The sequence below is a fragment of the Mesorhizobium sp. B2-6-1 genome (assembly GCF_006440475.1).
GTDB lineage: Bacteria > Pseudomonadota > Alphaproteobacteria > Rhizobiales > Rhizobiaceae > Mesorhizobium.
The window spans coordinates 425,751-452,231 of sequence record NZ_VFUH01000004.1; the positions used below are offsets into that span (position 1 = coordinate 425,751).

Annotated in this window: 24 protein-coding genes; 19 read left to right on the forward strand and 5 right to left on the reverse strand. The window is 63.4% G+C overall.

Features of this window, described 5'->3' with window-relative positions; translation table 11 throughout:
• Positions 1–375 carry a hydroxyisourate hydrolase gene (gene uraH / locus FJ443_RS12370; protein ID WP_140501174.1) on the reverse strand — a complete coding sequence of 125 codons (375 nt, stop codon included), beginning with the start codon at positions 373–375 and terminating at the stop codon, positions 1–3.
• 201 nt (positions 376–576) lie between these two features.
• Here uraH and puuE point away from each other — a divergent pair, with 201 nt between their 5' ends.
• The 14 genes from puuE (at position 577) to FJ443_RS12440 (ending at position 16,646) form a co-directional block, all read left to right on the forward strand.
• Positions 577–2,001: an allantoinase PuuE gene (puuE, locus tag FJ443_RS12375; protein ID WP_140658468.1), complete on the forward strand. Its 1,425-nt coding sequence runs from the start codon at positions 577–579 to the stop codon at positions 1,999–2,001.
• Positions 2,002–2,011: 10 nt separating this feature from the next.
• Positions 2,012–2,875: a bifunctional allantoicase/(S)-ureidoglycine aminohydrolase gene (locus FJ443_RS12380; RefSeq protein WP_140664225.1), complete on the forward strand. Its 864-nt coding sequence runs from the start codon at positions 2,012–2,014 to the stop codon at positions 2,873–2,875.
• Entirely contained in the window at positions 2,872–3,375 is a 504-nt protein-coding gene (locus FJ443_RS12385; RefSeq protein ID WP_140512809.1) for an ureidoglycolate lyase, read from the forward strand. The genes FJ443_RS12380 and FJ443_RS12385 overlap by 4 nt, the downstream gene beginning before the upstream one ends.
• Positions 3,375–3,968, forward strand: coding sequence for a nucleoside deaminase (locus FJ443_RS12390; RefSeq protein WP_140501182.1), 594 nt, complete (start codon positions 3,375–3,377; stop codon positions 3,966–3,968). Before FJ443_RS12385 ends, FJ443_RS12390 begins: the two co-directional genes overlap by 1 nt.
• 92 nt (positions 3,969–4,060) lie before the next feature.
• The gene (locus FJ443_RS12395; RefSeq protein ID WP_140658474.1) at positions 4,061–6,046 is read left to right on the forward strand and encodes a CocE/NonD family hydrolase; all 1,986 of its coding nucleotides are present in this window, start codon (positions 4,061–4,063) and stop codon (positions 6,044–6,046) included.
• 153 nt (positions 6,047–6,199) lie between these two features.
• Positions 6,200–7,786 (forward strand): ABC transporter substrate-binding protein, encoded by a 1,587-nt coding sequence (locus FJ443_RS12400; RefSeq protein ID WP_140512805.1) that lies wholly within the window; start codon positions 6,200–6,202, stop codon positions 7,784–7,786.
• Positions 7,787–7,801: 15 nt separating this feature from the next.
• Positions 7,802–8,761: an ABC transporter permease gene (locus tag FJ443_RS12405; protein WP_140512803.1), complete on the forward strand. Its 960-nt coding sequence runs from the start codon at positions 7,802–7,804 to the stop codon at positions 8,759–8,761.
• Between the two features lie 11 nt (positions 8,762–8,772).
• Complete coding sequence (locus FJ443_RS12410; protein WP_140512801.1) at positions 8,773–9,597, forward strand: ABC transporter permease; 825 nt, start codon at positions 8,773–8,775, stop codon at positions 9,595–9,597.
• A complete protein-coding gene (locus FJ443_RS12415; protein WP_140501254.1) occupies positions 9,597–11,252 on the forward strand; it encodes an ABC transporter ATP-binding protein in 1,656 nt (551 codons plus the stop codon). The genes FJ443_RS12410 and FJ443_RS12415 overlap by 1 nt, the downstream gene beginning before the upstream one ends.
• 114 nt (positions 11,253–11,366) lie before the next feature.
• Positions 11,367–12,950, forward strand: coding sequence for an ABC transporter substrate-binding protein (locus FJ443_RS12420; RefSeq protein ID WP_140558767.1), 1,584 nt, complete (start codon positions 11,367–11,369; stop codon positions 12,948–12,950).
• A gap of 81 nt (positions 12,951–13,031) precedes the next feature.
• On the forward strand, positions 13,032–13,871 hold the full coding sequence (locus FJ443_RS12425; protein WP_140558768.1) for an alkaline phosphatase family protein: 840 nt from the start codon (positions 13,032–13,034) through the stop codon (positions 13,869–13,871).
• A gap of 126 nt (positions 13,872–13,997) precedes the next feature.
• Positions 13,998–14,564: a sigma-70 family RNA polymerase sigma factor gene (locus FJ443_RS12430; protein WP_140512795.1), complete on the forward strand. Its 567-nt coding sequence runs from the start codon at positions 13,998–14,000 to the stop codon at positions 14,562–14,564.
• Positions 14,561–15,229 carry an anti-sigma factor gene (locus FJ443_RS12435; protein ID WP_140558770.1) on the forward strand — a complete coding sequence of 223 codons (669 nt, stop codon included), beginning with the start codon at positions 14,561–14,563 and terminating at the stop codon, positions 15,227–15,229. The genes FJ443_RS12430 and FJ443_RS12435 overlap by 4 nt, the downstream gene beginning before the upstream one ends.
• Positions 15,219–16,646, forward strand: a complete 1,428-nt coding sequence (locus FJ443_RS12440; protein WP_140658482.1) for a S8 family serine peptidase — start codon at positions 15,219–15,221, stop codon at positions 16,644–16,646. The genes FJ443_RS12435 and FJ443_RS12440 overlap by 11 nt, the downstream gene beginning before the upstream one ends.
• Positions 16,647–16,720: 74 nt before the next feature.
• Here the strand turns inward: FJ443_RS12440 and FJ443_RS12445 are convergent, their stop codons facing one another.
• The 3 genes from FJ443_RS12445 to FJ443_RS12455 form a co-directional block, all read right to left on the reverse strand.
• Positions 16,721–18,067: an FAD-binding oxidoreductase gene (locus FJ443_RS12445; RefSeq protein ID WP_140664228.1), complete on the reverse strand. Its 1,347-nt coding sequence runs from the start codon at positions 18,065–18,067 to the stop codon at positions 16,721–16,723.
• 169 nt (positions 18,068–18,236) lie between these two features.
• Complete coding sequence (locus FJ443_RS12450) at positions 18,237–19,259, reverse strand: substrate-binding domain-containing protein (protein WP_140501204.1); 1,023 nt, start codon at positions 19,257–19,259, stop codon at positions 18,237–18,239.
• 16 nt (positions 19,260–19,275) lie between these two features.
• Complete coding sequence (locus tag FJ443_RS12455) at positions 19,276–19,500, reverse strand: hypothetical protein (RefSeq protein WP_140501206.1); 225 nt, start codon at positions 19,498–19,500, stop codon at positions 19,276–19,278.
• A gap of 122 nt (positions 19,501–19,622) precedes the next feature.
• On the opposite strand from FJ443_RS12455, the gene FJ443_RS12460 reads away from it, so the two are divergent.
• From FJ443_RS12460 to ugpC, 5 genes are all read left to right on the forward strand, one after another.
• On the forward strand, positions 19,623–20,978 hold the full coding sequence (locus FJ443_RS12460) for an ABC transporter substrate-binding protein (protein ID WP_140501208.1): 1,356 nt from the start codon (positions 19,623–19,625) through the stop codon (positions 20,976–20,978).
• Positions 20,979–21,241: 263 nt separating this feature from the next.
• Positions 21,242–22,255, forward strand: coding sequence for a sugar ABC transporter permease (locus tag FJ443_RS12465; protein ID WP_140501210.1), 1,014 nt, complete (start codon positions 21,242–21,244; stop codon positions 22,253–22,255).
• Between the two features lies 1 nt (position 22,256).
• On the forward strand, positions 22,257–23,411 hold the full coding sequence (locus FJ443_RS12470) for a carbohydrate ABC transporter permease (protein ID WP_140501212.1): 1,155 nt from the start codon (positions 22,257–22,259) through the stop codon (positions 23,409–23,411).
• Positions 23,412–23,415: 4 nt separating this feature from the next.
• Entirely contained in the window at positions 23,416–25,080 is a 1,665-nt protein-coding gene (locus FJ443_RS12475) for an alpha-glucosidase (RefSeq protein WP_140512788.1), read from the forward strand.
• Between the two features lie 25 nt (positions 25,081–25,105).
• Positions 25,106–26,218: a sn-glycerol-3-phosphate ABC transporter ATP-binding protein UgpC gene (gene ugpC, locus FJ443_RS12480; protein WP_140501216.1), complete on the forward strand. Its 1,113-nt coding sequence runs from the start codon at positions 25,106–25,108 to the stop codon at positions 26,216–26,218.
• A gap of 87 nt (positions 26,219–26,305) precedes the next feature.
• Here ugpC and FJ443_RS12485 read toward each other — a convergent pair.
• A partial coding sequence (locus tag FJ443_RS12485) for a DUF680 domain-containing protein (protein WP_140664231.1) occupies positions 26,306–26,481 on the reverse strand: 176 nt, incomplete at its 5' end.

Below are 26,481 nucleotides of genomic sequence, written 5' to 3' on the forward strand. Positions count from 1 at the left end.
TCAGCTCCCCCTGTAAGTCGAATAGCCGTAGGGCGAGACGAGCAGCGGCACATGATAGTGCACGGCATCCGCCATGCCGAAGCGGATCGGCACGGTGTCGAGGAAGGCCGGCTCGGGCAGTTTCGTTCCCTGGCGCCGCAGATAGTCGCCAGCGGCGAAAACCAGCTCGTATTCGCCGGTCTGGAAATCCGCGTCGGCCAAAAGCGGTGCGTCGCAACGGCCATCGGCGTTGGTGGCGACCGTCTTCAGATGCGTCCTGGCCGGGCCATCGATCCGGTAGAGCGCGATCGACAATCCCGCCGCGGGCTTGCCGGTTGCCGTATCCAGGACATGGGTCGTCAGACGCCCGCCATCGATTTTCGACGTTTCTGCCATTGTCCGCCTCCCATTCCAATACGAACAAACCGGCCGGTACAGCCAAACATTGCTGATGAATTGTGCGCCAATTAAAGGCGATGCATAAGTCCCGGTCGAGCGGAGTGCGACAAAAACACTTTCAAAAATTTTCGGGGGAATGCGAGAAGCACCCTTTCGATATCCTGATCATACTTCGGGCGATGCCCCGTGGGAGGGACGATGCGTTACACCAGAGACATGCGCGGCTACGGAGCCAATCCGCCGGATCCCAAATGGCCCGGTGGCGCGCATGTGGCCGTGCAATTCGTCGTCAATTACGAAGAAGGCGGCGAGAACTGCGTCCTGCATGGCGACAAGGCTTCGGAAGCCTTCCTGTCGGAAATCGTCGGCGCGGCTCCCTGGGCGGGCCAACGCCATTGGAACATGGAATCGATCTACGAATATGGGGCGCGGGCAGGCTTCTGGCGGCTGCTTCGCCTGTTCACCGAGGCCGAGGTGCCAGTGACCTGTTACGGCGTCGCCACCGCACTCGCCCGCTCGCCCGATCAGGTGACGGCGATGCAGGATGCCGGCTGGGAGATCGCCTCGCACGGGCTGAAATGGATCGACTACCGCGACCACAGCGCCGAGGACGAGCGCCGCGACCTCAAGGAGGCGATCCGGCTGCACTACGAAGTGACAGGCACGCGCCCGACGGGCTGGTACACCGGCCGGACGTCGGTCAACACCGTGCGGCTGGTGGCGGAGGAAGGCGGCTTCGACTACGTCTCCGACACTTATGACGACGAACTGCCCTACTGGTTCGCGGATGACGGGACCGACAGGCCACAGCTCATCATCCCCTACACGCTCGATGCCAACGACATGCGCTTCGCCACGCCGCAGGGCTTCAACTCGGGCGACCAGTTCTTCGCTTATCTGAAGGACAGTTTCGACACGCTCTATGCCGAAGGCAAGGCTGGGCGGCCGCGCATGATGAATATCGGCCTGCACTGTCGCCTCGTCGGGCGGCCGGGGCGGGTGGCGGCGCTGAAGCGCTTCGTCGACTATGTGAAGTCGCACGACAAGGTCTGGCTGGCGCGGCGTATCGACATCGCCAGGCATTGGCGCGAGACCCATCCATACAAGCAGCCGGTGCTGCGCCCTTCGAGGATGGAATTCGAGGCCTTCGTGCATGCTTTCGGCGGCGTTTTCGAACATTCGCCGTGGATAGCCGAGCGCGCCTACGAGCTGGAACTTGGCCCGGCGCACGACAGCGCCGGCGGCCTGCACAATGCGCTCTGCCGCGTTTTCCGCGCCGCAAGCGAAACGGAGCGGCTGGGCGTGCTCAACGCCCATCCAGACCTTGCCGGCAAGCTGGCAAGGGCCAGGCGGCTGACGGCGGAATCAGCCAGGGAACAGGCTTCGGCCGGCCTCGATGCGCTGACCGACAAGGAGCGCGAGCTGTTTTCCAAGCTTAACGCCGCCTACGTCACCACCTTCGGTTTCCCGTTCATCGTCGCGGTGAAGGGCAAGACCAGGCAAGAAATCCTGGCGGAGTTCGAAAGGCGCATCGGCAACAGCCGCGGCGTCGAATTCGAGACCGCCTGCAAACAGGTCGAGCGCATCGCGCTCTTCCGCCTCAAGGACATGCTTCCGCAATAGGTTTGAACCCATGGATACGATCAGGATGCCCGAGCGAACCTATTATGCTCCACATGGCGGCCATTCCGGCCAGAGTGAGCTTCTGACCGGCCGCGCCGTCTTCACCGAGGCCTATGCCGTCATCCCCAAGGGCGTGATGCAGGACATCGTCACCAGCGCCCTGCCATTCTGGGACAAGACCCGCGTCTGGATATTGTCGAGGCCGCTGTCGGGCTTTGCCGAGACGTTTTCGCAGTACATCGTCGAGATCGCGCCCGGCGGTGGCAGCGACCGGCCGGAACCCGATGCCGGCGCCGAGGGCGCCTTGTTCGTGGTCGAAGGCGAACTGACCGTCCTGCTTGCCGGCGAAAGACATGTCTTGCGGCCGGGCGGCTTCGCCTTCCTGCCGCCGTCGAGCGGCTGGACTGTTCGCAACGAAAGCAATGCGGCTGTCCGCTTTCACTGGATACGCAAGGCTTATGAGTCCGTCAGCGGCCTCGAGGTCCCGCAAGCCTTCTTCACCAACGAGCAGGACATCGGGCCGACGCCGATGCCGGGTACCGACGGCCGTTGGGCGACGACGCGCTTCGTCGATCCGGCCGACATGCGCCATGACATGCACATGACCATCGTCACCCTCGAACCGGGCGCGGTCATTCCCTTTGCCGAGACCCATGTCATGGAGCACGGGCTCTATGTCCTGGAAGGCAAGGCCGTCTACCGGCTCAACCAGGACTGGGTCGAGGTGGAGGCCGGCGACTATATGTGGCTGCGCGCCTTCTGTCCGCAGGCCTGCTATGCCGGCGGACCGGGAAAATTCCGCTATCTGCTCTACAAGGACGTCAACCGGCACGCCAAGCTCGGCAGTGCCGGGATCGTAGGGCGTGCGCCGTGACCCGCATCGTCGCGCGGCCGCTGACCCGCGAGGGCTTTGCCCCGTTCGGCGATGTCATCGACATGGGCGGCGACAACCACTACCCGATCAATGGCGGCAAGGCCGAGCGCTACCATGATCTGGCGACCGCCGAGGCCGTGGGGCCGAATGCGCGCGTGCTGATCTCGATGGTGCGCGGCACGCCTTACGAATTGCCGCTGGCGCTGACCATGGTCGAGCGTCACCCGCTCGGCAGCCAGGCCTTTATCCCGCTGTCGCCACGACCGTTCCTGGTCGTCGTCTGTCATGACGGCAAGGACGGTCCGGCCGAGCCGCATGCCTTCATCACCAAGCCAGGGCAAGGCATCAATTATTCACGCAATCTATGGCACGGCGTACTGACGCCATTGGGTGAGCCCCAGGATTTCCTGATCGTCGACCGTGGCGGCGACGGCTCCAATCTCGAAGAATTCCATTTTTCGCACGCCTACGAGATTCATCTCCCCGACGAGATCCTTTGATGACCGACATTTCGCTGATCGACCGCCTGCTCGACGTCATCGAGCACGACATCGTGCCGAAGACGCAGGAAGGCGTCGCCCATGGCAACAAGCTGTTCGGCGCGGCGATCCTGAAGAAAGGCGACCGCTCGCTGGTGCTGGCCGAAACCAACAACGAGATCGAAAACCCGCTCTGGCATGGCGAAGTGCACTGCCTGAAACGCTTCTACGAAATGCCCAAAGCCGAACGTGTCGACACCAAGGAGGCCATCTTCCTGGCCACGCACGAGCCCTGTTCGCTCTGCCTGTCGGCGATCACCTGGACCGGTTTCGACAATTTCTACTATCTGTTCAGCCACGAGGATTCGCGCGACAGTTTTGCCATCCCGCACGATCTGAAAATCCTGAAAGAGGTCTTCACCCTCGATCCCGGCGGTTACAATGCCGAGAACGCCTATTGGAAGAGCTTTTCGATCCGCAGGCTGGTGCGGGCGCTGCCCGAGGCGGAACGCGGGCGGCTGGAGGCGCGCATCGGCAAGATTGCAGCACTTTATGAAGCGCTCTCTGGCGACTACCAGGCCAACAAGGCCGAGAACGACATTCCGCTGAACTGAGGGCACCAAGCAGCGGCACAGGTCGCATATTCCACTGCTCCAGTCGCGAATGGCGATTGAAACTTGCCGCGCCGCGAGGCGTTATGCGCGCCATGAAAACCGTCACCGAGTTTCCCCGCAAGGTCGTCGAATTCCCTGATATGGGCATCGTTATGCCGGATGGCTGCCGGCTGTCGGCGCGGGTGTGGATGCCGGAAGATGCCGGCGACGATCCGGTGCCTGTCATCCTCGAGCACCTGCCCTACCGCAAGCGCGACGGCACCATCTTTCGCGACCAGCTGACGCATCCCTATTTCGCCGGCCACGGCTATGCCTCGATCCGTGTCGACATGCGCGGCAATGGCGATTCCGAAGGGCTGATGGACGACGAATATTCCGAGCAGGAGTTGCAGGACGCCTGCGACGTCATCGCCTGGGCGGCGGCTCAACCCTGGTGCAACGGCAATGTCGGCATGATGGGTATTTCCTGGGGCGGCTTCAACTGCCTGCAGGTGGCAGCCATGCAGCCGTCGGCGCTCAAGGCGGTCATCAGCCTGTGCTCGACCGTTGATCGCTATGCCGACGACATCCACTACAAGGGCGGCTGCCTGCTGCTGGAAAATTTCGGCTGGGCCTCGACAATGCTGTCCTATTCGTCACGGCCGCCGGACCCGCTGCTGGCGGGCGACAACAGATGGCGCGACCTGTGGCTCAGCCGACTGGAGAACCAGTCGTTCCTTTTGCCGCTCTGGCTTGGCCACCAGCACCGCGACGCCTACTGGAAACGCGGCTCGATCTGCGAGGATTTCTCCGCCGTCAAGGCCGCGGTGCTGTCGATCGGCGGCTGGCATGACGGCTACCGCAACACCATCTCGCATCTCGTCGCCAACATCGAGGCGCCGGTCAAAGGCATCGTCGGCCCCTGGATCCACAAATACCCGCATTATGCCGGGCCCCAGCCGGCAATCGGCTTCCTGCAGGAAGCGCTACGCTGGTGGGACCGCTGGCTAAAGGGCGTCGAGACCGGCGTCGAGGCCGACCCGGCCTACCGCGCCTATGTGATGGACAGCGTGCGGCCGGCGCGCTGGCATCCGGAACGGCCGGGCCGCTGGGTGGCGGAGCGGCAGTGGCCTTCGCCCGACATCAAGACGCAAACGATCGAATTGATCCCGGCGGGCGGTAAATCCGTCACCATCGCTTCGCCGCAAAGCTGTGGGCTGGCCGGCGGTGAGTATTTCCCGTTCACCTTCGGCCCGGAATTGCCGGGCGACCAGCGTCCCGACGACGCGCTGTCGGTGTGTTTCGACCAGCCGGAACTCGCCGAGGCGATCGACGTCGTCGGCGCACCGGAAGTCGACGTCCGGTTATCCTGCGACCGCCCACAGGCCAACATCGCGGTGCGGCTTTGCGACGTGCATCCCGATGGCGCCTCCGAACTGATCTCCTATGGCGTGCTCAACCTGACGCATCGCCTCTCGCACGAATTCCCGCAAGCGCTTGTCCCCGGCGAGAGCGTTTCGGCACGCGTCGTGCTCGACCAGTGCGCCTATCGCGTGCCGGCCGGCCACCATTTGCGCATAGCCGTCTCGAACGCCTATTGGCCCATGATCTGGCCCTCGCCGGAGCCGGTCCGCCTGAGCCTGTCGGCGGCGACGCTGAAGCTGCCGCTGCGCCCGCTGGCGACGGGCGACGAGGTCACGTTCGCCGCGCCGGAGGCTGCTTCCCCCTGGGCAACCGAGACGATCCGCCCGGCCAATTCGGAACGCCGCGTCGACCGCGACGAGAAGACCGGCATCGTCACGCTTTCCATAGAAGACGATTTCGGCGAGGTGCGCGATCTTGCACATGGCCTGGCGAACGGCAGCATCGCCCGCGAGACCTGGACGATCCATCCGGACGATCCGTTGTCGGCTGGGGGACGGACGCATTGGACGCAAACCCTGTCGCGAAGCGGATGGTCGGTGCGCACCGAAACATCGGCCGAAATACGCTCGGACGCCAAAAACTTCATCGTAAGCGCCCGAATTGAAGCTTACGAAGGCGAAAAACTCGTCTTCGAACGCGATTTTGAACAGGCGGTTCCGCGCTCGCTTGTTTGAGCGGCAAGGCATTGGTCCAATTGCGACGTGCCATTTACGCCACGGCATGTCGCATTCGGTCTTGCTTACCGCTTTCCCTTGCGGTCATTATTCCCCTCACAAGAAACAAGAAAACGACCACTAAGGTCGAACCAACAGAGTGAGGAACTCAAAATGTCAAACGAACTGGAATTCCTTAGCCGACGCGTCGCCTCAGGCAAGCTCAGCCGTCGTGATTTTCTCGGCCGGGCGGCAGCGCTCGGCGTCACCGCGACCTTCGCCAACTCACTGCTTTCGAGCGCGGCGCGCGCAGCCGGCCCGGTCAAGGGCGGCACGCTCAAGGCAGGCCTGGTTGGCGGCGAGTCCACCAACAGCCTGGATCCAGCCCTGTTCATGACGCAGGTGCCGTTCGCCTTCGGCAAGATGTGGGGCGAACTGATCGTCGAGCTTTCCCCAGAGGGCAAGCTCGAGAACCGCATCGCCGAGGAGATCGGCTCGTCCGACGATGCCAAGGTCTGGACTCTGAAGATCCGCGACGGCGTCGAATTCCACAATGGCAAGACGGTGACCGCCGAAGACGTCGCCGCCACGCTCGAGCGTCATTCGGACGAGAAGTCGAAGTCCGGCGCGCTCGGCTACATGAAAGGCATCGAAAGCATCAAGGCCAGCGGCAAGGAAGTGGTGCTGACGCTGAAGGAGGCCAATGCCGATCTGCCCTACCTGCTCAGCGACTACCACCTGATCGTCCAGCCCAATGGCGGCAAGGACAAGGCCGATGCCGGCATCTCGGCGGGCCCTTACAAGGTCACCACCAACGAGCCCGGCGTGCGCCATGGCGGCGAGCGCTTCGCCAATTACTGGCAGGGCGACAAGATGGGCCATGCCGACCAGATCGAGATCATCGTCATCAACGACGCTACGGCCCGTACGGCCGCCCTGCAGGGCGGCCAGGTCAACATGGTCAACCGCGTCGAGCCGAAGATCGTCGACCTGATCAAACGCGTGCCGGGCGTCACCATCCGCAACCATGCGGGACCGGGCCACTACGTCTTCATCATGCACTGCAATACGGCTCCGTTCGACAATAACGACCTTAGGATGGCACTGAAGCTGGCGATCGACCGCGAAGAAATGCTGAAGAAGGTGCTGCGCGGTTACGGTTCGCTCGGCAATGATTTCCCGATCAATGCCGCCTACCCGCTGTTCACCGAGATCGAGCAGCGCACATACGATCCGGACAAGGCCAAGTTCCACTACAAGAAGTCGGGGCATGACGGTGCGGTGCTGCTCAGGACCTCCGACGTCGCCTTTCCCGGGGCCGTCGACGCGTCCCAGCTTTTCCAGCAGAGCGCGGCCAAGGCCGGCATCCAGATCGAGCTCAAGCGCGAGCCGGGCGACGGCTACTGGAACGAGGTCTGGAACAAGCAGCCCTTCTGCGCCTCCTATTGGGGCGGACGCTCGACCCAGGACCAGATGTATTCGACCGCCTACCTGTCGACCGCCGACTGGAACGACACGCGTTTCAAGCGCCCGGATTTCGACAAGATGGTGCTGGCGGCGCGCGCCGAGCTGGACGAGGCCAAGCGCAAGGCGATGTATCACGACATGGCCGTCATGGTGCGCGACGAAGGCGGCCTGATCCTGCCGATGTTCAACCAGTTCATCGACGCCACCGGCGCCAAGGTGGGCGGCTGGGTGGACGATCCGCACCAGGAGTTGATGAATGGCTATGCCCTGGCAAAGTGCTGGCTCGAAGCCTGAGCCGGCCTTGCCCAGATGTCCTCACCCATCGTGAAACTGGTGGCCCAGCGCGTTGCGCTGGGCATCCTCCTTTTGTTGGCCGTCTCGGTCCTGATTTTCGCCGGCACACAGATCCTGCCCGGCGACGTCGCGCAAGCCATCCTGGGGCAGTCGGCGACACCGGAATCGCTCGCCAATCTGCGTGAGCAGCTTGGGCTCAACGATCCGGCCTATATCAGGTATTTCCGCTGGCTCGGCGGTGTTTTGACCGGCGATCTCGGGACCGCCATGTCGAGCGGACAGGACATCGCGACATCGATCAAGGGCCGGCTGTGGAACACGCTGTTCCTCGCCTTCTGGGCGGCGATCGTGGCCATTCCACTGGCCATAACGCTTGGTCTGATCGCGGTGCGCTACCGCAATGGTTGGGTCGACAAGCTGATCTCGGGACTGGCGCTCGCCTCGACCTCCTTCCCGGAATTCTTCATCGGCTACTTGCTGGTCTTCTACTTCGCGGTTCAGCATCAGTGGTTCCCCGCCATCTCGACCGTCTATGACGGCATGCCTTTCGGTGAACGCATGCAGGCGATCGCGCTGCCGGCGGCGGCGCTGACGCTGGTGGTGCTTGCCCATATGATGCGCATGACGCGCGCGGCGATCCTAAACGTCATGCAATCGGCCTATGTGGAGACTGCCGAGCTCAAGGGGCTCTCGGCTTTCGCGGTCATCCGCAAACATGCCTTCCCGAACGCCATCGCGCCGATCATCAACGTCGTCATGCTCAACCTCGCCTATCTGATCGTCGGCGTGGTCGTGGTCGAAGTGATCTTCGTCTATCCCGGCATGGGGCAGTATCTGGTCGATCACGTCACCAAGCGCGACGTGCCGGTGGTGCAGGCGGTCGGACTGATCTTCGCCGCCGTCTATATCGGCCTAAACATCATCGCTGATATAGCGGCAATCGTCGCCAATCCGCGCCTGAGGCATCCCAAATGAAGAGGGCGGGCATGCTCGACATCAAACGCATCCCCGTGCCCGCGCTGGTCGGCCTGGTGCTGACGGCCCTGTTCGTGCTGGCGGCCATCTTCGCGCCGTGGCTTGCGCCGCACGGCAATGGCGAGATCGTCGGCGACGTCTGGGAGCCGATGTCGGCCGCGCATTGGCTGGGCACCGACAACCTTGGCCGCGATCTGCTGTCGCGCATGATCTATGGTGCGCGCATCACCCTGTTCATCGCAGTGCTCGCCACGGCGTTGTCCTTCTCGCTTGGCGCCATTCTCGGCTTTTCGGCGGCGGTGTTCGGCGGCTGGTTCGACACGCTGCTGTCGCGCCTCGTCGATCTCCTGATGTCGATCCCGACGCTGATCATGGGCCTTGTCGTGCTCTCGGTGCTGCCGACAAACCTGGTGACGCTGATCCTGGTGATGGGCATTCTTGACTCGACCCGCGTCTACCGCCTGTCGCGCGCGGTGGCCGTCGACATCAACGTCATGGACTATGTCGAAGCCGCCAAGCTGCGCGGCGAAGGCAGCGCCTGGATCATCTTCCGCGAGATCCTGCCCAATGCGCTGTCGCCGCTGGTCTCGGAACTCGGCCTGCGCTTCATCTATGCCGTGCTGTTCCTGTCGACGCTCTCCTTTCTTGGCCTCGGCGTACAGCCGCCGGATGCCGACTGGGGCGGCATGGTCAAGGAAAACAAGGACGGCATCGTCTTCGGCATTGCCGCGGCGCTGATACCGGCGGCCGCGATCGCGGCGCTTGCGATCTCGGTCAATCTCGTCGCCGACTGGGTGCTCAACCGCACGACAAGCCTGAAGGGAGGACGCGGATGATGGCCGACAGCAAAGCGAAATCCAGCCCGCTCCTCGATATCCGCAACCTGCGCATCGAGGCCATGGTCTACCCACCGGGCGAAGCGCCAAAGACCATCACGCTCGTCCATGACGTCTCGCTGACCCTGGAAAAGGGCAAGGTGCTCGGCCTGATCGGCGAATCCGGTGCCGGCAAGTCGACCATCGGCCTGTCTTCGATGGGTTATGGGCGCGGCGGCGTGCGCATCACCGGCGGCGAGGTGCTCCTCAACGGCCGCGACATCCTCAAGGGCGGCAAGGAAGGTTTCCGCAGGCTGCGCGGCCGCGAGGTCTGCTATGTCGCGCAGTCGGCGGCAGCGGCGTTCAACCCGGCGCACAGGCTGATGGACCAGGTTGTCGAAGCCACCCTCCTGCACGGCAGGGCGACGCGCGCGGAGGCCGAGAAACGCGCCGTCGCGCTGTTCAAGAAGCTGAGCCTGCCCAATCCCGAAACCATCGGCGAGCGTTTCCCGCACCAGGTCTCCGGAGGCCAGCTGCAGCGTGTGATGACGGCGATGGCGCTGTGCTCGGAACCGGACCTGATCGTCTTCGACGAGCCGACGACGGCGCTCGACGTGACGACGCAGATCGACGTGCTGTCGGCGATCAAGGACGCCATCCGCGACACGCATGTGGCCGCGCTCTACATCACCCACGACCTCGCCGTCGTCGCCCAGGTGTCGGACGAGATCATGGTGCTGCGCCACGGCCGGCTGGTCGAATGGGGCGGCACCCGCCAGATCATCAAGGAGCCGCGCCAGGAGTACACCAACGCTCTGGTGTCAGTGCATGAGATCGAACACGCCGAGCAGAAACCCGGCGTCTCGCCATTCCTGTCCGTGAAGAACGTCACCGCCGCTTATGGCGGCGGTCATGTCAAGGTGCTGAAGAACGTCTCCGTCGATATCTATCCCGGCCAGACGCTGGCGGTGGTCGGCGAGTCCGGCTCCGGCAAGTCGACGCTGGCGCGCGCCATCACAGGGCTCCTGCCGCCCGAACAGGGCACGGTGACCTTCGACGGGCGCCCGCTTGCCAACCGGCTTGCCGACCGGCCGAAGGAGGATCTGCGGCAGCTGCAGATGATTTACCAGATGGCCGACGTGGCCATGAACCCGCGCCAGACCGTCGGCACCATCATCGGCCGGCCGCTGGAGTTCTATTTCGGCATGCGGGGACGTGAGCGCGACCGGCGCGTCGCCGAATTGCTCGACGAGATCGAGATGGGCAAAGGCTTCCTCGACCGCTATCCGGCGGAGCTGTCGGGCGGCCAGAAGCAGCGCGTCTGCATCGCCCGCTCGCTCGCCGCCAAACCGAAGCTGATCATCTGCGACGAGGTGACCTCGGCGCTCGACCCGCTGGTGGCCAACGGCATTCTCAAGCTTTTGTTGAACCTGCAGCAGCACGAGAAGGTCGCATATCTCTTCATTACCCACGACCTTGCGACGGTAAGGTCGATCGCCGATTCGATCGCGGTGATGTATCGCGGCGAGGTGGTCCGTTACGGTTCCAAAAGCAAGGTGCTCACACCGCCTTTCGATGCCTATACCGACCTCCTGCTGTCCTCGGTTCCGGAAATGGAGATCGGCTGGCTGGAAAAGGCGATCAAGGGGCGACGCATGGCGAGCGCCGGGAACTAGCCAGCGGTTCGCCAGTCAAGGAGATGACGAACGTCATCCGGATGCAACACTGGAGGGCCAGACGTCCTTCGGACGGCATCGCCTGTGTGCGGTTGTTTCAAAAAGGGGTAGGACATGAAGACTGAACTCGACCATCTCGCTGAACTCGCCGGCCAAGGCCGGATATCGCGGCGTGACTTTCTCGGGCGCACCGCGGCGCTGGGCATGTCGGCGGCGCTGGCAACGACGCTGGCCGGGAAAGCCTTCGCGCAGACGCCGGTCAAGGGCGGCATTCTCAAGGCCGGCCTGCAGGGCGGCGAATCGACCAACAGCCTCGATCCGGCGCTGAACCTCAGCCAGGTCACCTTCAGCTTCGGCAAGCAGTGGGGCGAATATCTGGTTCGCCTCACCCCCGACAACAGGTTGGTCAACCTGATCGCCGAGGACATCGGCGCTTCCCCGGATGCCAAGACCTGGACGATCAAGATCCGCGACGGCATCGAGTTCCACAATGGCAAGACGGTCGGCGCGGAGGATGTCGCGGCCACCATCGAGCGCCACGCCGACGAGAAGTCGAAGTCGGGCGCACTCGGCATTCTCAAGAACATCAAGGGCATCAAGGCCAACGGCAAGGAGGTCGTCGTCACGCTTGCCGACGCCGATGCCGACTTCCCCTATCTGATGGCCGACTATCATCTCGTCATCCAGCCCAATGGCGGCAAGGACGATCCGAACGCGGGCATCAGCGCCGGCCCCTACAAGGTGACCGTCAACCAGCCCGGCGTGCGCCATGGCGGCGAGCGCTTCGCCAATTACTGGCAGGGCGACAAGGCGGGCCATGCCGACCAGGTCGAGATCGTCGTCATCAACGATGCGACGGCGCGGCTGGCGGCCCTGCAAGGCGGCCAGGTGCACATGATCAATCGCGTCGAGCCGAAGGTGGTCGATCTCGTCAAGCGCATCCCCGGCGTCAGCATCGAGAACGTTTCGGGCAAGGGCTATTACCCGTTCAACATGTTCTGCGACACCGCGCCCTTCGACAACGGCGATCTCAGGATGGCGCTCAAGCTCGCCATGGACCGCGACGAGATGCTGGAAAAGATCCTGCGCGGCTACGGTTCGGTCGGCAATGACTTCCCGATCAACGAGGCCTATCCGCTGTTTTCGGCCATCGAACAGCGCAAGTTCGACCCGGAAAAGGCTGCAGCGCTCTACAAGAAGTCGGGCCACAGCGGCTCGATCCTGCTGCGCACCTCCGACGTCGCCTTCCCCGGGGCCGTCGATGCGGCACAGCTCTATCAGCAGAGTGCCGCCAAGGCCGGCATCAAGATCGAGATCAAGCGCGAGCCTGGCGACGGCTATTGGTCGGAGGTCTGGAACAAGCAGCCTTTCTCGCTGTCTTACTGGGGCGGGCGTGCCACGCAGGACCAGATGTATTCCACCGGCTATGTGTCGAACGCCGACTGGAACGACACGCGTTTCAAGCGGCCCGAGTTCGACAAGATGCTGTTTGCAGCGCGCGGCGAGCTCGACCAGGACAAGCGCAAGGCGATCTATCACGACATGGCCGTGCTGATGCGCGACGAAGGCGGATTGATCGTGCCTTTCTTCAACCAGTTCATCGACGCCGCCACCAACAAGATCGGCGGCTTCGCCAAGAGCCCGATCGGCGAGATGATGGACGGCTACGCGCTCGCCGAATGCTGGCTGAACGCCTGACATCAAGTTCCTGCCGAGCACGCCGCGTGTCCGTGCGACACGCGGCGTGCTCGTTCCCCCCACAATCGCATGGAGCAGCTCGTGGCGCTCAAGACCAAACTGTTGCTGATCATCCTCGACGGCGTGCCTTACCGGAACTGGCGCCGGCTGATGGGCAACCTCGAAGGCTGGGTGCAGTCGGGCGAAGCGCGGGTATGGAGGATGCGCTCGGTGCTGCCGTCGACCTCGGCCTGCTGTTATGCTTCGATCCACACCGGGGTGCCGCCGCAGGCGCATGGCATTCTTTCCAACGAGAACCGCTTCCGCGTCAGCCAGCCCGACATCTTCTCGGAGGTCACCGGGGCCGGGGGAATAACCGGCGCGGTCACCCACTCCTACTGGTCGGAGTTCTTCCGTTCCTACCCGTTCGACCTCGTCGAGGACATGGAGTATGACGAGCCGGGCGGGCCGATCACGCATGGCCGCTTCCACACCATGACCGGCTACAACGCGCGCAACCAGATGACGCCGAGCGACGTCGACCTGTTCGCCACGCTGACCATGCTGAGCAGCCGCCACGGCATCGATTACGGCATCCTGCACACTTGCACGCTGGACTCGATGGGCCACCGTTTCGGCCATGACTGTCACGAGATGGACCATGCGTGCTACGCGATGGACGGCATGCTGGCCGCTTTCCTGCCGCGCTGGCGCGACGCCGGCTATGAAGTGATCGTCACCGCCGATCACGGCCAGACCGACCGCGGCCACCATGGCGGCCATGATGAGGAGATGCAGGATTTCGCGCTGTATTATTTCGGCGCCGGCAAGGGACCGGATGCCGACACACTGCTCGACCAGCTGCAGCTGGCGCCAACGGTTCTAAGCCGACTGGGGGTGTCGGTGCCGGCGACGATGAAGGCGAAGCCTTTCCTGAGCTAGCTTCCCCTTCACCCACTGGCAAGGCTCATCTTCTTCGGTTAGCCTCCGCAAATTCCTTGGCGGAGGATGAACCTTTTTGAGCCGATCAGCGACAGAGCAGGCAGGAGCCAGGCGGCTCGATCGGTCATGACCGGCGCGATGGAGACCGATCGCGCGCTTGTCGAGCGGGTCGCGAAGGGCGACCGGGCCGCCGTGCGGCTCCTGTTCATGCGCCACCACGCGCGGATATACCGCTTCGTGGCGCGCCAGACGGGATCGGAAATGATGGCTGACGACATCGCGAACGAGGTGTTCCTCGAACTGTGGCGCCAGGCGCCGGGTTTCGAGGGACGTTCCGAAGTCTCGACATGGCTGCTCGGCATCGCCCGCTTCAAGGCGCTGTCCCTGTTGCGCAAGAAAAAGGAAGACTGGATCGACGACGAGGCCGCAGCCGCGGTGCCCGACGGCGCCGATACGCCCGAGATCGTTGCCATGAAGGAGGACAAGAGCACTGCCTTGCGCCGCTTCATCGATGCCTTGCCGCGCGAGCATCGCGTGGTCATCGATCTCGCCTATTATCAGGGGCAATCGGTGACCGAGATCGGCGAGGTGCTCGACATCCCGGTCGCGACCGTCAAGACCCGCATGTTTTATGCCCGCAAGAAACTCGGCGAAGCCCTCAAGGCCGCCGGTTACGACAGGGGGTGGCCATGAGCGCCGCTGAAAAGATGTCGCGCCGCGACGAAATGGAAACGTTGCTGCCGTTCTACCTGAACGGTTCGCTGGAAGGCTCGGAACTGGAGGCCGTCGAGGAATGGCTGGCCAGCGATCCGACGGCGATGGCCGCCCTTGGCGAGGCGGAGGCTGAATTCTCCAGCACCGCAGCCGCCAATGAGGCGATCCGTCCGCCGGCCGACGCGCTGAGCCGCTTTTCCAGGGCGCTCGATGCGGAGGCTGGCCCGGCGCGCGCCGCCGCCGGTTCGTCCTGGCTGGCGCAGGCCTGGGGCCGTTTCATGGCGCTGCCGGTCGGCGTCGCCTGGGCGGCGGCCGCGGCTCTGCTGGCGCTGGTCATGGTGCAGTCGTTCGTGCAGCCCGGCGGCAAGGACGGCAATTTCGAGATCGCGGGCGCGCAGGACGAGATGGCGAAGATGCCGTTCGCCCTGGTCAAGTTCAAGCCCGACGCGAAAATGTCCGACATCGCCGCCTTTCTCGGCAGCAGCGGCCTGAAGATCCTGGACGGACCGACCGCCGGGGGCGTGTTCCGGCTCGGCATTCCGGCCGCCAACGCGGCCGACTACACCAGGCAACTCGGCCTTGTTGCCGCCCAGCCTTTCACCGACACCGTGATCGAGGGAAGGAAACCGGCCGATGGCGGCTGAGGCGGTCATCCGATTTGCGGCAATTCTTGCGGCAGCGATGACGATCGCCACCGGGCCTGCGTCGGCGCAGGGCAACGACGCCAATGCCAACCGGGGAAAGATCGACTGCCGCAACGGCACCGATGCGGCGGGCGCCGACTGTGGCAAGGACGGCAAGAGCATCAGTGACGGCGCGGCCGGTGCCGTGTTTCTTCCCGCCCTGATCGTCGACCTGTTCCCCAATCCGGCCGCTCCCGCGGCACCGGTGCCGACGCCACGGCCGGACCCGGTGGCGCCGCCCGCCGGCACGCAGGCCGGACTGCCTTCGGGCGGGCCGATCGTCTCGCCAAGCGATCTCATCGCCGTTCAGCCGCCACGCGCCGTGGCCGGCGATTTCGTGCCCGACGAGGTGCTGGTGACCGTCGATGGCGATGCGGGCGCCGTGCAGCAGATCGCCGCTTCCTTCGGCCTCGATGTGCGCTCGCAGCGGCAATCATTTTTGCTCGGCACCACGCTTGTGCGCTTCGGCATTCCCGACGGTCGCCCCGTCGGCGTGGTGCTGGCGCAGCTTGCCGCCGACAGCCGCACGCAGCGGCGTGAGCCCAACCATATCTATTCGCTTCAGCAGGCGGCGGGCATCGTCAACTATGCGTTCGAGCGCATCGCGCTCGACGCCAACCATGCGAGCGGCGAGAACGTCCGCGTCGCGGTAATCGATACCGGCGTCGACGACACCAATCCGACGCTGGCCGGGGTCATTGCCGGCCAGTTCGACGCCATGCCCGACGTGCCGGTCGAAAAGCGCGACCATGGCACCTCAATCGACGGGCTGATCGCCGGCGTCGGCGCGCTCAAGGGCATGGCGCCCGGCGCCAGGATCTATCACGCACGTGCCTTCGAAGGCGGCAAGTCGACAATGGACGTCATCCTCGCTGCGCTCGACTGGGCGGCCGAGCAGGACGTGCGCATCATCAATATGAGTTTCGTCGGTCCGAAGAACGACCTGCTCGGCATCGCCTGCCGCAATGCACGCGCGCTCGGCATGGTTCTTGTCGCCGCCGCCGGCAACAACGGGCCCAAGGCGCCCTATGGCTACCCGGCCGCCTTCGACGGCGTCATCGCGGTGACCGCCACCGACGCCAGGGATGGGCTAATGCCGCAGGCCAATCGCGGCGCCTATGTCTTCATCTCGGCGCCGGGCGTCGAGATGGTGGCGCCGAGCGGAGCCGGCTCGGATGTCGTCACCGGCACATCGTTCGCCGCCGCGATCGTCTCGGGCGCCATCGCCAATCTCATCCACGCCGCGCCGGACCGCTCGGCCGTCGCCATCGAAAAGGCGCTGGCCGCAACGGCCCGGGATCTCGGTTCGAAAGGGCGGGACGATGATTTCGGCTACGGGCTGCTGGACATCAAGGCCGCCGAGACGGCGAAGGAATGATCCTTGGCAACATGCTCCTAAATTCAGTCGGCTATTTGCGATGGCCGAGACGGGACGAATGCTGGACTAAACATCTAGAGGGCCGGACCCAACCGAACGGCGCTTCCATCATAGAAGCGTGACAGCCGAAAGCGGCTGAGATCATGCCCACTCGCGTTACCCTGAATCAGGTCGGAAACGACGCGACCGATTCCAGGTCCGATACCGAAGCCGTGACCACTCATTCCCGTGGCCACGAAAAGACCGACGACTGCCCGGGCGTGATCCACGACGGGGACGACATCGGGCATGGCGTCAATCATGCCTCCCCAGCCTGCCTTCAAGCGAACTGTTTCGAACTGTGGAAAAAGGCGTCTGAAATTGCGCTCTACAGAACGGAGGCCGGAGCGTTCAGCGGCCGGGTTGAGCACCCGCATTCTTTCGAAAGGACTCTGGGAATCCGGGGTCCAATCGCGCGGGGTCGACCAGCTATCAGGGTAACCCGATGGAGCGCACGGAAAGTAGCGGGTTCCGAGCGGATTGGCCATGAGGGCGGGAAGATACTTGGTGGCGTGCCGGAATGCGTCAGGCCCCAGGTAAAGCAAATTACTACCTCCCGGGGCGAGCGTGTATCCGCCATCCTGTCGGCGCCTGAAAGCGATGTGTTCGTCCGCTGCCGCACCTGCATACATTTCAGGCATAGGCTCCGTTGCGGCTACGGTTACCCTGACGCTGAGTTGGGGAATGGAGACGCCGTGTCTTCTCAGGAACAGGGACGACCAGGCGCCGCCCGCGACCAGTACGCTGGAGCTTTCAATGTATCCCGCCTCGGTCCACACTCCTCTGATCCTGCCGGCTGAGATTTCGAGGGTTCGCGCTGCGCAATTCTCTATGATCTTGGCGCCTTTTCGGACGGCAAGACGAGCAAGCGCAGGTACCGCCAACCAAGGCTCCGCGCGCATGTCGGAGGGCGTCGTCATCGCGCCCTTGAACTTGCGCGACATGCCCTTGATGAGTTTCGCGGTTTCGTCCGCGTCCAGGAGGCGAGTGTCGAGCCCATGGATGGCGGCGATCTTCATGAACTCTTCGAAACCGGCCATGTCCTTGTCGGAGTTCGCCAGATAGGTCACACCTGTCTGGTCCAGCCCGATGTCTTCGCCGCATTCCTCAGCAAGTTGCCGCCATAGGCGAAAAGCCTCGATGACAATTGGCAGTTCATCTGCGTCGCGCCCCTGCTTTCGAATCCAGCCCCAATTTCGGGACGATTGTTCGGCCGCAACGCGGCCTTTTTCCAGCAGCGTGACCGGAATGTTCCGCTCCGCCAGGAAAAGAGCCGTCGTTACGCCGATAATGCCGCCACCAATGATGACCACCTCCGAACGCTTCGGCGGTGGGCCAGGATGTTGGATTGGATCCATTTCGGAGAACGGGAATATGGGCAAATTGGGCATCCAGGAGGGCTGGTTGATGGCTTTGGCTTACTGGTTGCCACCCTCTGAAAGCCAAAGCAAGCGCGGTGCAGGCAGACCACTATCCATGACACTGCAATCGATCTTCCGGCAACGCCCGCAAGCGGTCGAACTCGGCCCCTCGGAGCGATTGGCTCTAACCCTAGGCAGGCGCTCCGGCAACCGACCCCCTGATCACCAGGTCGACCGGCCAGACCTCGCCGCGCGGGCCCTCCTCCAGGCCCGATATCCGTGCGGCCAGACGCTCGGCGATGCGGGCGCCGGCGAGCCGGATCGAGGAGCGCGTCGTCGACAGCGGTACGGAGAAATTCTCCGGCTTCAGCCATGGGAAGACGTCGTCATGTGCAATTAATGAGATGTCGCCGGGGATGCTCAGGCCGAGGTCGCGCACGGCGCGCACGACGCCGAGCGCCATGATCAGGCTGGAGCAGGCGATCGCGGTCGGCGCGCCGTCCTGTTCGAGCAGGCGCCGGGCGGCGCGATAGCCGTTCTCCTCGGTCATGGCAACGGAGCAGACATGGCGGTCGCCCAAGGTCAGGCCGCTCGCGGCGAGCGCCCGGCGCACGCCTCGCTCGCGATGCACGGCGAAGGTTTCGCGGTCATCGCCATTGATCAGCGCCAGCCGCCGGTGGCCGAGCTGGACGAGCAGCCGTGCCGCCTCGTGAAAGGCGCCCTCATTGTCGATGTCGAGATAGGGATAATCGAAATCGAAACCTTCGCTGCGGCCATGGATGATGAAGGGTATGCCGAGCGTGTTGACCAGCGCCACGCGCCGGTCGGCCGGCGTCGGCGAGGAGATGTAGACGGCGTCGACCTGGCGGTTGGCGACGATGCGCCGGTAAGTCGTCTCCTGGTCGTCGGCGTCGGCGGGAGACAGCACCAGGTCGAGCTCGTGCGAGCGCGCATAATCGCCAAGGCCGGACAGGAATTCGACGAAGTGTGGGTCGATGTCGACGGCAGCACCCGTCGGCAAGACATAGCCGATCATTCCGGACTTGCCGGTCGCAAGCCGGCGTGCGCTCGGATTGGGGCGATAGCCATGGCGCTTGGCGGCGTCCATGACGCGCCGGCGCGTCTCTTCGTTGACCTCGGGATAGCCGTTCAGCGCCCGGCTTACCGTGGTCTGCGAAAGCGCCAGCATGTGCGCGAGTTGCTTCAGGTTCACGAGAGGCCTCCATGCCTCAAAGCGCTTTTAGATTGAATCGACCCAAGCCCTGCGGCAGGCCCGTCATATCATGGCGACCATAGGCAGGCTTGGTGCAGGTTTGAAACATAAATTGCTGCTGCACTGCCAAAAAAGCATGCTGCAGCGCGATTTTCCAGGCGCCAGACTCCGGAATTAAATCGATTAAGTTAGCACGCCTCTTGACTTCTGGACGATTCAATGGCGAGATCGAAATAGCCAAAGCGCTTTGGAAGACTCTTCGAAAGGTTGCGGTTCCTTTCCGACTGAGTCACAGTCCTGCGGCGTCGGCGGGCGGAATGGAGGTTCCGTCCGGTGTTTGTGACCCACTGGGAGGGAATACCGATGAAGAAAATGCTTTTGCTGGGCGCCGCGCTTGCCGTGCTCGCCCTCGGCGCGCCCGCGCAGGCCGAACTGAAATTCAAGCCGGGCGACGACAAGCGTTTCAACTGGGCAAACTACGAAGAGCTCAAGAAAGTCGACCTCAAGGGGGAGACCCTGTCGATCTTCGGGCCATGGCGCGGCGAGGACGAGACCCTGGTGCGCGGCGTACTCGATTATTTCTCGGAAGCCACCGGCGCCGAGATCAAATATTCCTCCTCGGAAAATTACGAGCAGCAGATCGTCATCGACACGCAGGCCGGCAGCCCGCCCAACATCGCCGTTCTGCCGCAACCCGGCCTGATCCAGGACCTTGCTTCCAAGGGTCTCTTGACGCCGCTCGGCGACGATACCGCCAAATGGGTCAAGGACAATTACGGCGCCGGCCAGTCATGGGTCGACCTCGGCACCTTCAAGGACAAGGACGGTAAGCCGGGCTTCTTCGCCTTCCCCTACAAGGCCGACGTGAAGTCGCTGGTCTGGTACTCGCCGGACAATTTCGAGGAAGCCGGCTACAAGGTGCCGAAGACGCAGGAAGAACTCGCCGATCTCGAGAAGAAGATTATCGCCGACGGCGGCACGCCGTGGTGCATCGGGCTCGGCTCGGGCGGCGCCACCGGCTGGCCGGCGACGGACTGGGTGGAAGACCTGATGCTGCGCACGCAGTCTCCGGAAACCTACGACAAATGGGTCAAGAACGAGATCCCCTTCAACGACCCGGCCGTGGTCAATGCAATCGACATCTTCGGCAAGATCGCGACCGACGACAAGATGGTCGATGGCGGCGCCAAGGCGGTCGCGGCGACCGATTTCCGCGACAGCCCCAAGGGCCTCTTCGCGGTGCCGCCGAAATGCTACCTGCACCATCAGGCGTCGTTCATCCCGACTTTCTTCCCGGAAGGCACGAAAATCGGCCAGGACGCGGACTTCTTCTACTTTCCGCCCTATGCGTCCAAGCCCGAACTCGGCACTCCCGTGCTCGGCGCCGGAACGCTGGCGATGATCACCAAGGACTCGAAGGCCGCCCGCGCGTTCATCGAATTCCTTAAGATGCCGCTGGCCCATGAGATCTGGATGGCCGAAGGCGGTTTCGTGACGCCGTTCAAGGCGGTCAACAAGGATGCCTATGCCAGCGATGCGCTGCGCAAGCAGGGCGAGATCCTGGCCAATGCCTCGACTTTCCGTTTCGACGGGTCGGACTTGATGCCGGGCAAGATCGGCGCCGGCGCCTTCTGGACCGGCATGATCGACCTGGTCGGCGGCAAGTCGGCGCAGGACGTCGCCACCGACATCCAGAAGAGCTGGGACGCGATCAAGTAAGAGCCGCACCCGCGGAGGCCTAGGCTTCCACCTCCCGAGCGGATCCGGGCCAGTTGGCCCGGATCCGACCGGCCCCATCGCAACATCCCAGCCCGGCCAACCGGGACGGGTCAGATCCAGTCGTGACAGCGTAGACATTCCGGCATGCGGCGGGCACGGAGCCACACGCTTCCCTGCCTGCCCGCGCTCAACAACGAGATCGGCGCGCGGCGCAATCGCAAGGATCGTTTCCATCCTGGCGGGTCGTGCAGGGAGAGGGACCCATGGCGGCTCAGATTTTCTCGGCCATATTCGTCATCATCATCGGCGTCGGCGGCTGCGTCGCCTATTTCTGGGGCGCCAACAAACTGCTCGATGTCACCTTTCCCTCGCGCGGCGTCTCGGGTGCCGCCGCCGTCGACAATCTGCGCCGGCAAGGGCTGATCCGGCCCTGGCTGTTCGTCGGTCCGGCGATGATCATCCTGACCATCTATCTCATCTATCCGGTGGTCGAGACGCTGCGGCTGTCCTTCCTCGATCGCGGCGGCGCCAATTTCGTCGGCCTGGCCAATTATCAATGGGCTTTCGGCGACCGCGAGTTTCGCAATTCGATCCTCAACAATGTGCTCTGGCTGGCCGTAGTGCCCGCCGCCTGTACCTTCCTTGGCCTGATCATCGCCGTGCTTACCGACAAGATCTGGTGGGGCACGATCGCCAAGAGCCTGATCTTCCTGCCGCTGGCGATCTCCTTCGTCGGCGCCAGCGTCATCTGGAAATTCATTTATGAGTATCGCGGCGAAGGCCAGACGCAGATCGGAATCCTGAACGCCATCATCCAGCATTTCGGCGGCCAGCCGCAGGTCTGGATATCGCTGCCGTTCTGGAACAATTTCTTCCTGATGGTGATCCTGATCTGGATCCAGACCGGCTTTGCCATGGTCATCCTGTCTTCGGCGCTGCGCGGCATTCCGGAAGAGACGCTGGAAGCCGCCGTCATCGACGGTGCCAATCCGTTCCAGATCTTCTGGAAAATCATGGTGCCGCAGATTTGGGGCACCATCGCCGTGGTCTGGACCACAATCACCATCCTGGTGCTCAAGGTATTCGACATTGTCCTGACCATGACCAACGGCCAATGGAACAGCCAGGTGCTGGCCAATCTGATGTTCGACTGGATGTTCCGTGGCGGCGGTGATTTCGGCCGCGGCGCGACAATCGCCATCATCATCATGATCGCGGTCATTCCGATCATGGTCTGGAACATACGCCAGGCCAACAAAGAGACGGGAGGACATTGAGATGACCGTCGCGACCGGAAACTCCTTCGCCAGCCGCTTCGGCGTTCACATCGCCGTCCTGGTCTTCGTTGCGATCTGGACCATGCCGACGCTCGGCATCCTGGTATCGTCGCTGCGCGACAAGGACCAGATCATCGCCTCGGGCTGGTGGAACTCGTTCGCCAGTTCGACCCAGACCGAAGCTGGACGCCTGCCGCCCGCCTCGGCGCAGGTCGAGAAGGACGGCAAGTTCGTCCTCCAGGGCAACATTTTCGGCGATGGCGCCAAGCGCGAGATCAGCGCCTTCGGCGTCAAGTCGGCGGCACCGACGCAATATCCGGCCGGCACATCGGCCGATCTCGGCGACGGCGTTACCTTGCAGCTCAATGCCGACGGCAGCTTCGTCATGACCTCGCCCAAGGCGTTCGAGGGCGACCGCGGCCAGCGCGTCTACTATGCCTCCTCGGCGCCGCCGAAATTCACCACCGACAATTACAGGACCGTGCTGTTTTCGGAAGGCATCGGCCGCTCCTTCATGAACTCGCTGACCGTCACTATCCCGGCGACCGTCATCCCGATCCTGATCGCCGCCTTTGCGGCTTACGCTCTGGCCTGGATGCGCTTTCCCGGGCGCGCGCTTCTGATCGCGGTCATCATCGGCCTGCTGGTGGTGCCGCTGCAGATGTCGCTGATCCCGCTGTTGAAGCTCTATAACGGCGTCGGCGCCTTCTTCGGCGTGCCCTCCAAGACCTATCTCGGCATCTGGCTGGCGCATACCGGCTTCGGACTGCCCTTCGCCATCTACCTCTTGCGGAGCTACATTGCCGGCCTGCCGCGCGAGATCATGGAATCGGCGCGCATCGACGGCGCCAGCGATTTCGAGATATTCGTCAAGATCGTGCTGCCGCTGTCATTTCCCGTGCTGGCGTCCTTCGCCATCTTCCAGTTCCTGTGGGTATGGAACGATCTCCTGGTGGCGATGGTTTTCCTTGGCACGGAGGCGGATCAGATCGTGCTGACCGCCAAGCTCAATGCCTTGCTCGGCTCGCGTGGCGGCGACTGGGAGATCCTGACGACGTCGGCTTTCGTGACCATCATCGTGCCGCTGATCGTGTTCTTCTCTTTGCAGCGCTATTTCGTCCGCGGGCTGCTCGCAGGCTCGGTGAAAGGAGGCTGAAACCATGCAATCCGCTTTGAAAGCCAGTTCGAGGCCCGATCTCGCCGTCGATAGCGACTGGTGGCGAGGTGCCGTGATCTACCAGATCTATCCGCGCAGCTACCAGGACTCGAATGGCGACGGCATCGGCGACCTCAAGGGAATCATCGGGCGGCTGCCCTATATCGCCGCGCTCGGCGCGGACGCCATCTGGATCTCGCCCTTCTTCAAATCGCCGATGAAGGATTTCGGCTACGACGTCTCGGATTACTGCGACGTCGACCCGATGTTCGGCACGCTGGCCGATTTCGACGCGCTGACGGCGGAGGCGCACAGGCTGGGGCTGAAGGTGATGATCGACGAGGTGCTGTCGCACACCGCCGACATCCATCCCTGGTTCAGGGAAAGCCGATCGAACCGCAGTAATCCGAAAGCCGACTGGTACGTCTGGGCCGATCCCAGGCCGGACGGCACGCCGCCCAACAACTGGCTGTCGATCTTCGGCGGATCGGCCTGGCAATGGGACACCAGCCGCCAGCAATATTACCTGCACAACTTTCTCGCGGAACAGCCGGACCTCAATTTCCACAACGGCGAAGTCCAGGACGCGCTGCTCGACGTGACCCGCTTCTGGCTGGAGCGCGGTGTCGACGGGTTCCGCCTCGACACCATCAATTTCTACTTCCACAGCCAGGGGCTGGAAAACAACCCGCCGCTGCCGCCGGAGCAGCGCAACGACCAGACCGCACCCGCGGTCAATCCCTACAACTACCAAGACCACATCTACGACAAGAGCCGTCCGGAGAACCTCGGCTTCCTCGAACGCTTCCGCGCCCTGCTCGACGAATATCCGGCAACGGCCGCGGTCGGCGAGGTCGGCGATTCACAGCGCGGACTGGACGTTGTCGCGGCCTATACAGCCGGCGGCAAGCGCGTGCACATGTGCTATTCCTTCGACTTCCTGGCGCCGGAAAAGATCAGCGCCGCCAAGGTCCGTTCGGTGCTGGAAACCTTTGGCAAGGTTGCCAGCGACGGCTGGTCGTGTTGGGCCTTCTCCAACCATGACGTGATGCGCCCGGCCTCGCGCTGGGCCGCCAACGAAGCCGACCCGACCGCGTATCTCAAGGTTATCTCGGCATTGCTGATGTCCTTGCGCGGCTCGGTCTGCATCTATCAGGGCGAGGAACTGGGGCTCGGCGAAGCCGAATTGCGGTTCGAGGATCTGCAAGATCCCTACGGCATCCGTTTCTGGCCGGAATTCAAGGGTCGCGACGGCTGCCGCACGCCGATGGTGTGGGACGGCAGCGCCAGGAACGGCGGCTTCTCCCAGGCAAAGCCGTGGCTGCCGGTGCCGGCCAAGCACCTGTCGCAAGCCGTCAATGTCCAGCAAGGCGACGAGCATTCGCTGCTCGAACACTACCGGCGCTTTCTCGGCTTCCGCCGCGCCCATCCGGCGCTGGCCAAGGGCGATATCAGTTTCATCGAGAGCCAGGGCGACACTGTCGCCTTCACGCGCCGCGCCGGCAACGAGCAGATCGTCTGCGTCTTCAACCTGGGATCCGGGCCAGCGGAGGTTGACCTTGGCGGTCGATCGCTGCAACCTTTGCCCGGACACGGATTTTCGGGACAGCAGAGCTCCGGCTCCATCCGCCTCGGCGGCTACGGCGCCTGGTTCGGGCGCATCGACTGAATTCTAGGGACCACTGGAGGGAAACATGGCCGATGTCACGCTGAGGCAAGTGAAGAAATCATACGGCAATCTCAACATTCTGCACGGCATCGACCTCGACATCAAATCGGGCGAGTTCATCGTCTTCGTCGGGCCGTCGGGTTGCGGCAAGTCGACATTGCTGCGCTCGATCGCAGGGCTTGAGGAGATCACCTCGGGCGAGCTCAGAATAGCCGGCGAGGTGGTCAACGACGTGCCGCCGTCGAAACGCGGCATCGCCATGGTGTTCCAGTCCTACGCGCTCTATCCGCATATGACGGTCTACGACAACATGGCGTTCTCGATGAAGATCGGCAAGGAAAGCAAGGCCGAGATAGACAAGCGCGTGCGCCAGGCGGCAGAGATCCTGCAGCTGACCAACTATCTCGACCGCCTCCCCAAGGCGATGTCGGGCGGCCAGCGCCAGCGCGTGGCCATCGGCCGCGCCATCGTGCGCAACCCGAAAGTGTTCCTGTTCGACGAACCGCTGTCGAACCTCGACGCCGCGCTACGCGTCGCCACCCGCATCGAGATCGCCAAGCTCAAGGAATCGATGCCCAACACCACCATGATCTATGTCACCCACGACCAGGTCGAGGCGATGACGCTGGCCGACCGCATCGTGGTGCTGAAGGAGGGCCATATCGAGCAGGTCGGCACGCCGATGGAACTCTACAAGAAACCCGGCAATCTGTTCGTTGCTCAGTTCATCGGCTCGCCGGCCATGAACATCCTGCCGGCGACCATCGACAAATCGGGCAATCCGACCGTCATCAGTCATGTCGGCGGCCGCAAGGCTACGGTGCCGATCGCGACGCCGGCCTCGGCCAAGGGCGCGTCGGTGAGCTTCGGCGTGCGGCCGGAGGACCTGACGATCGCCGGCGGCACGGACTATCTGTTCGAAGGAACGGTGGATTATGTCGAGCAGCTCGGCGAGGTGCAACTCGTCTATGTCGACATCGGCCGCGCCGACCTGCCGCTGGTGACCAAGCTGCCGGGCAATGTCGAGGTCAAGCGCGGGGCGACACTGCGGCTGAGCGCCGACGCCGGAGACCTTCATATCTTCGACGCGGATGGACGATCCTTCGCGCTGCACGAGACGGAAGCGAAAGCGGCCTGAGAGCAGGCCATGAATTAATTGCCGGTCACGCAAAAACAGGAGCGGCGGGCAAAGCCCGCCGCTCCTGTTTGGTGTCAGCTTCGGCTGTTAGTGGCCGAAGAGATTCCGGTCACTGCCCTGAGGGGCGGACTTGTGTACATCGCCCGACGAATTGAGCAGCTTGTAGACGGGCGAGCCGCTGTCGCGGATCGAAGCCGTGTGCGCATTGTCGACCGAGGTGACGGCAGGCTGGTTGGCGCCATTGGAGCCATAGTTGTCGCTGC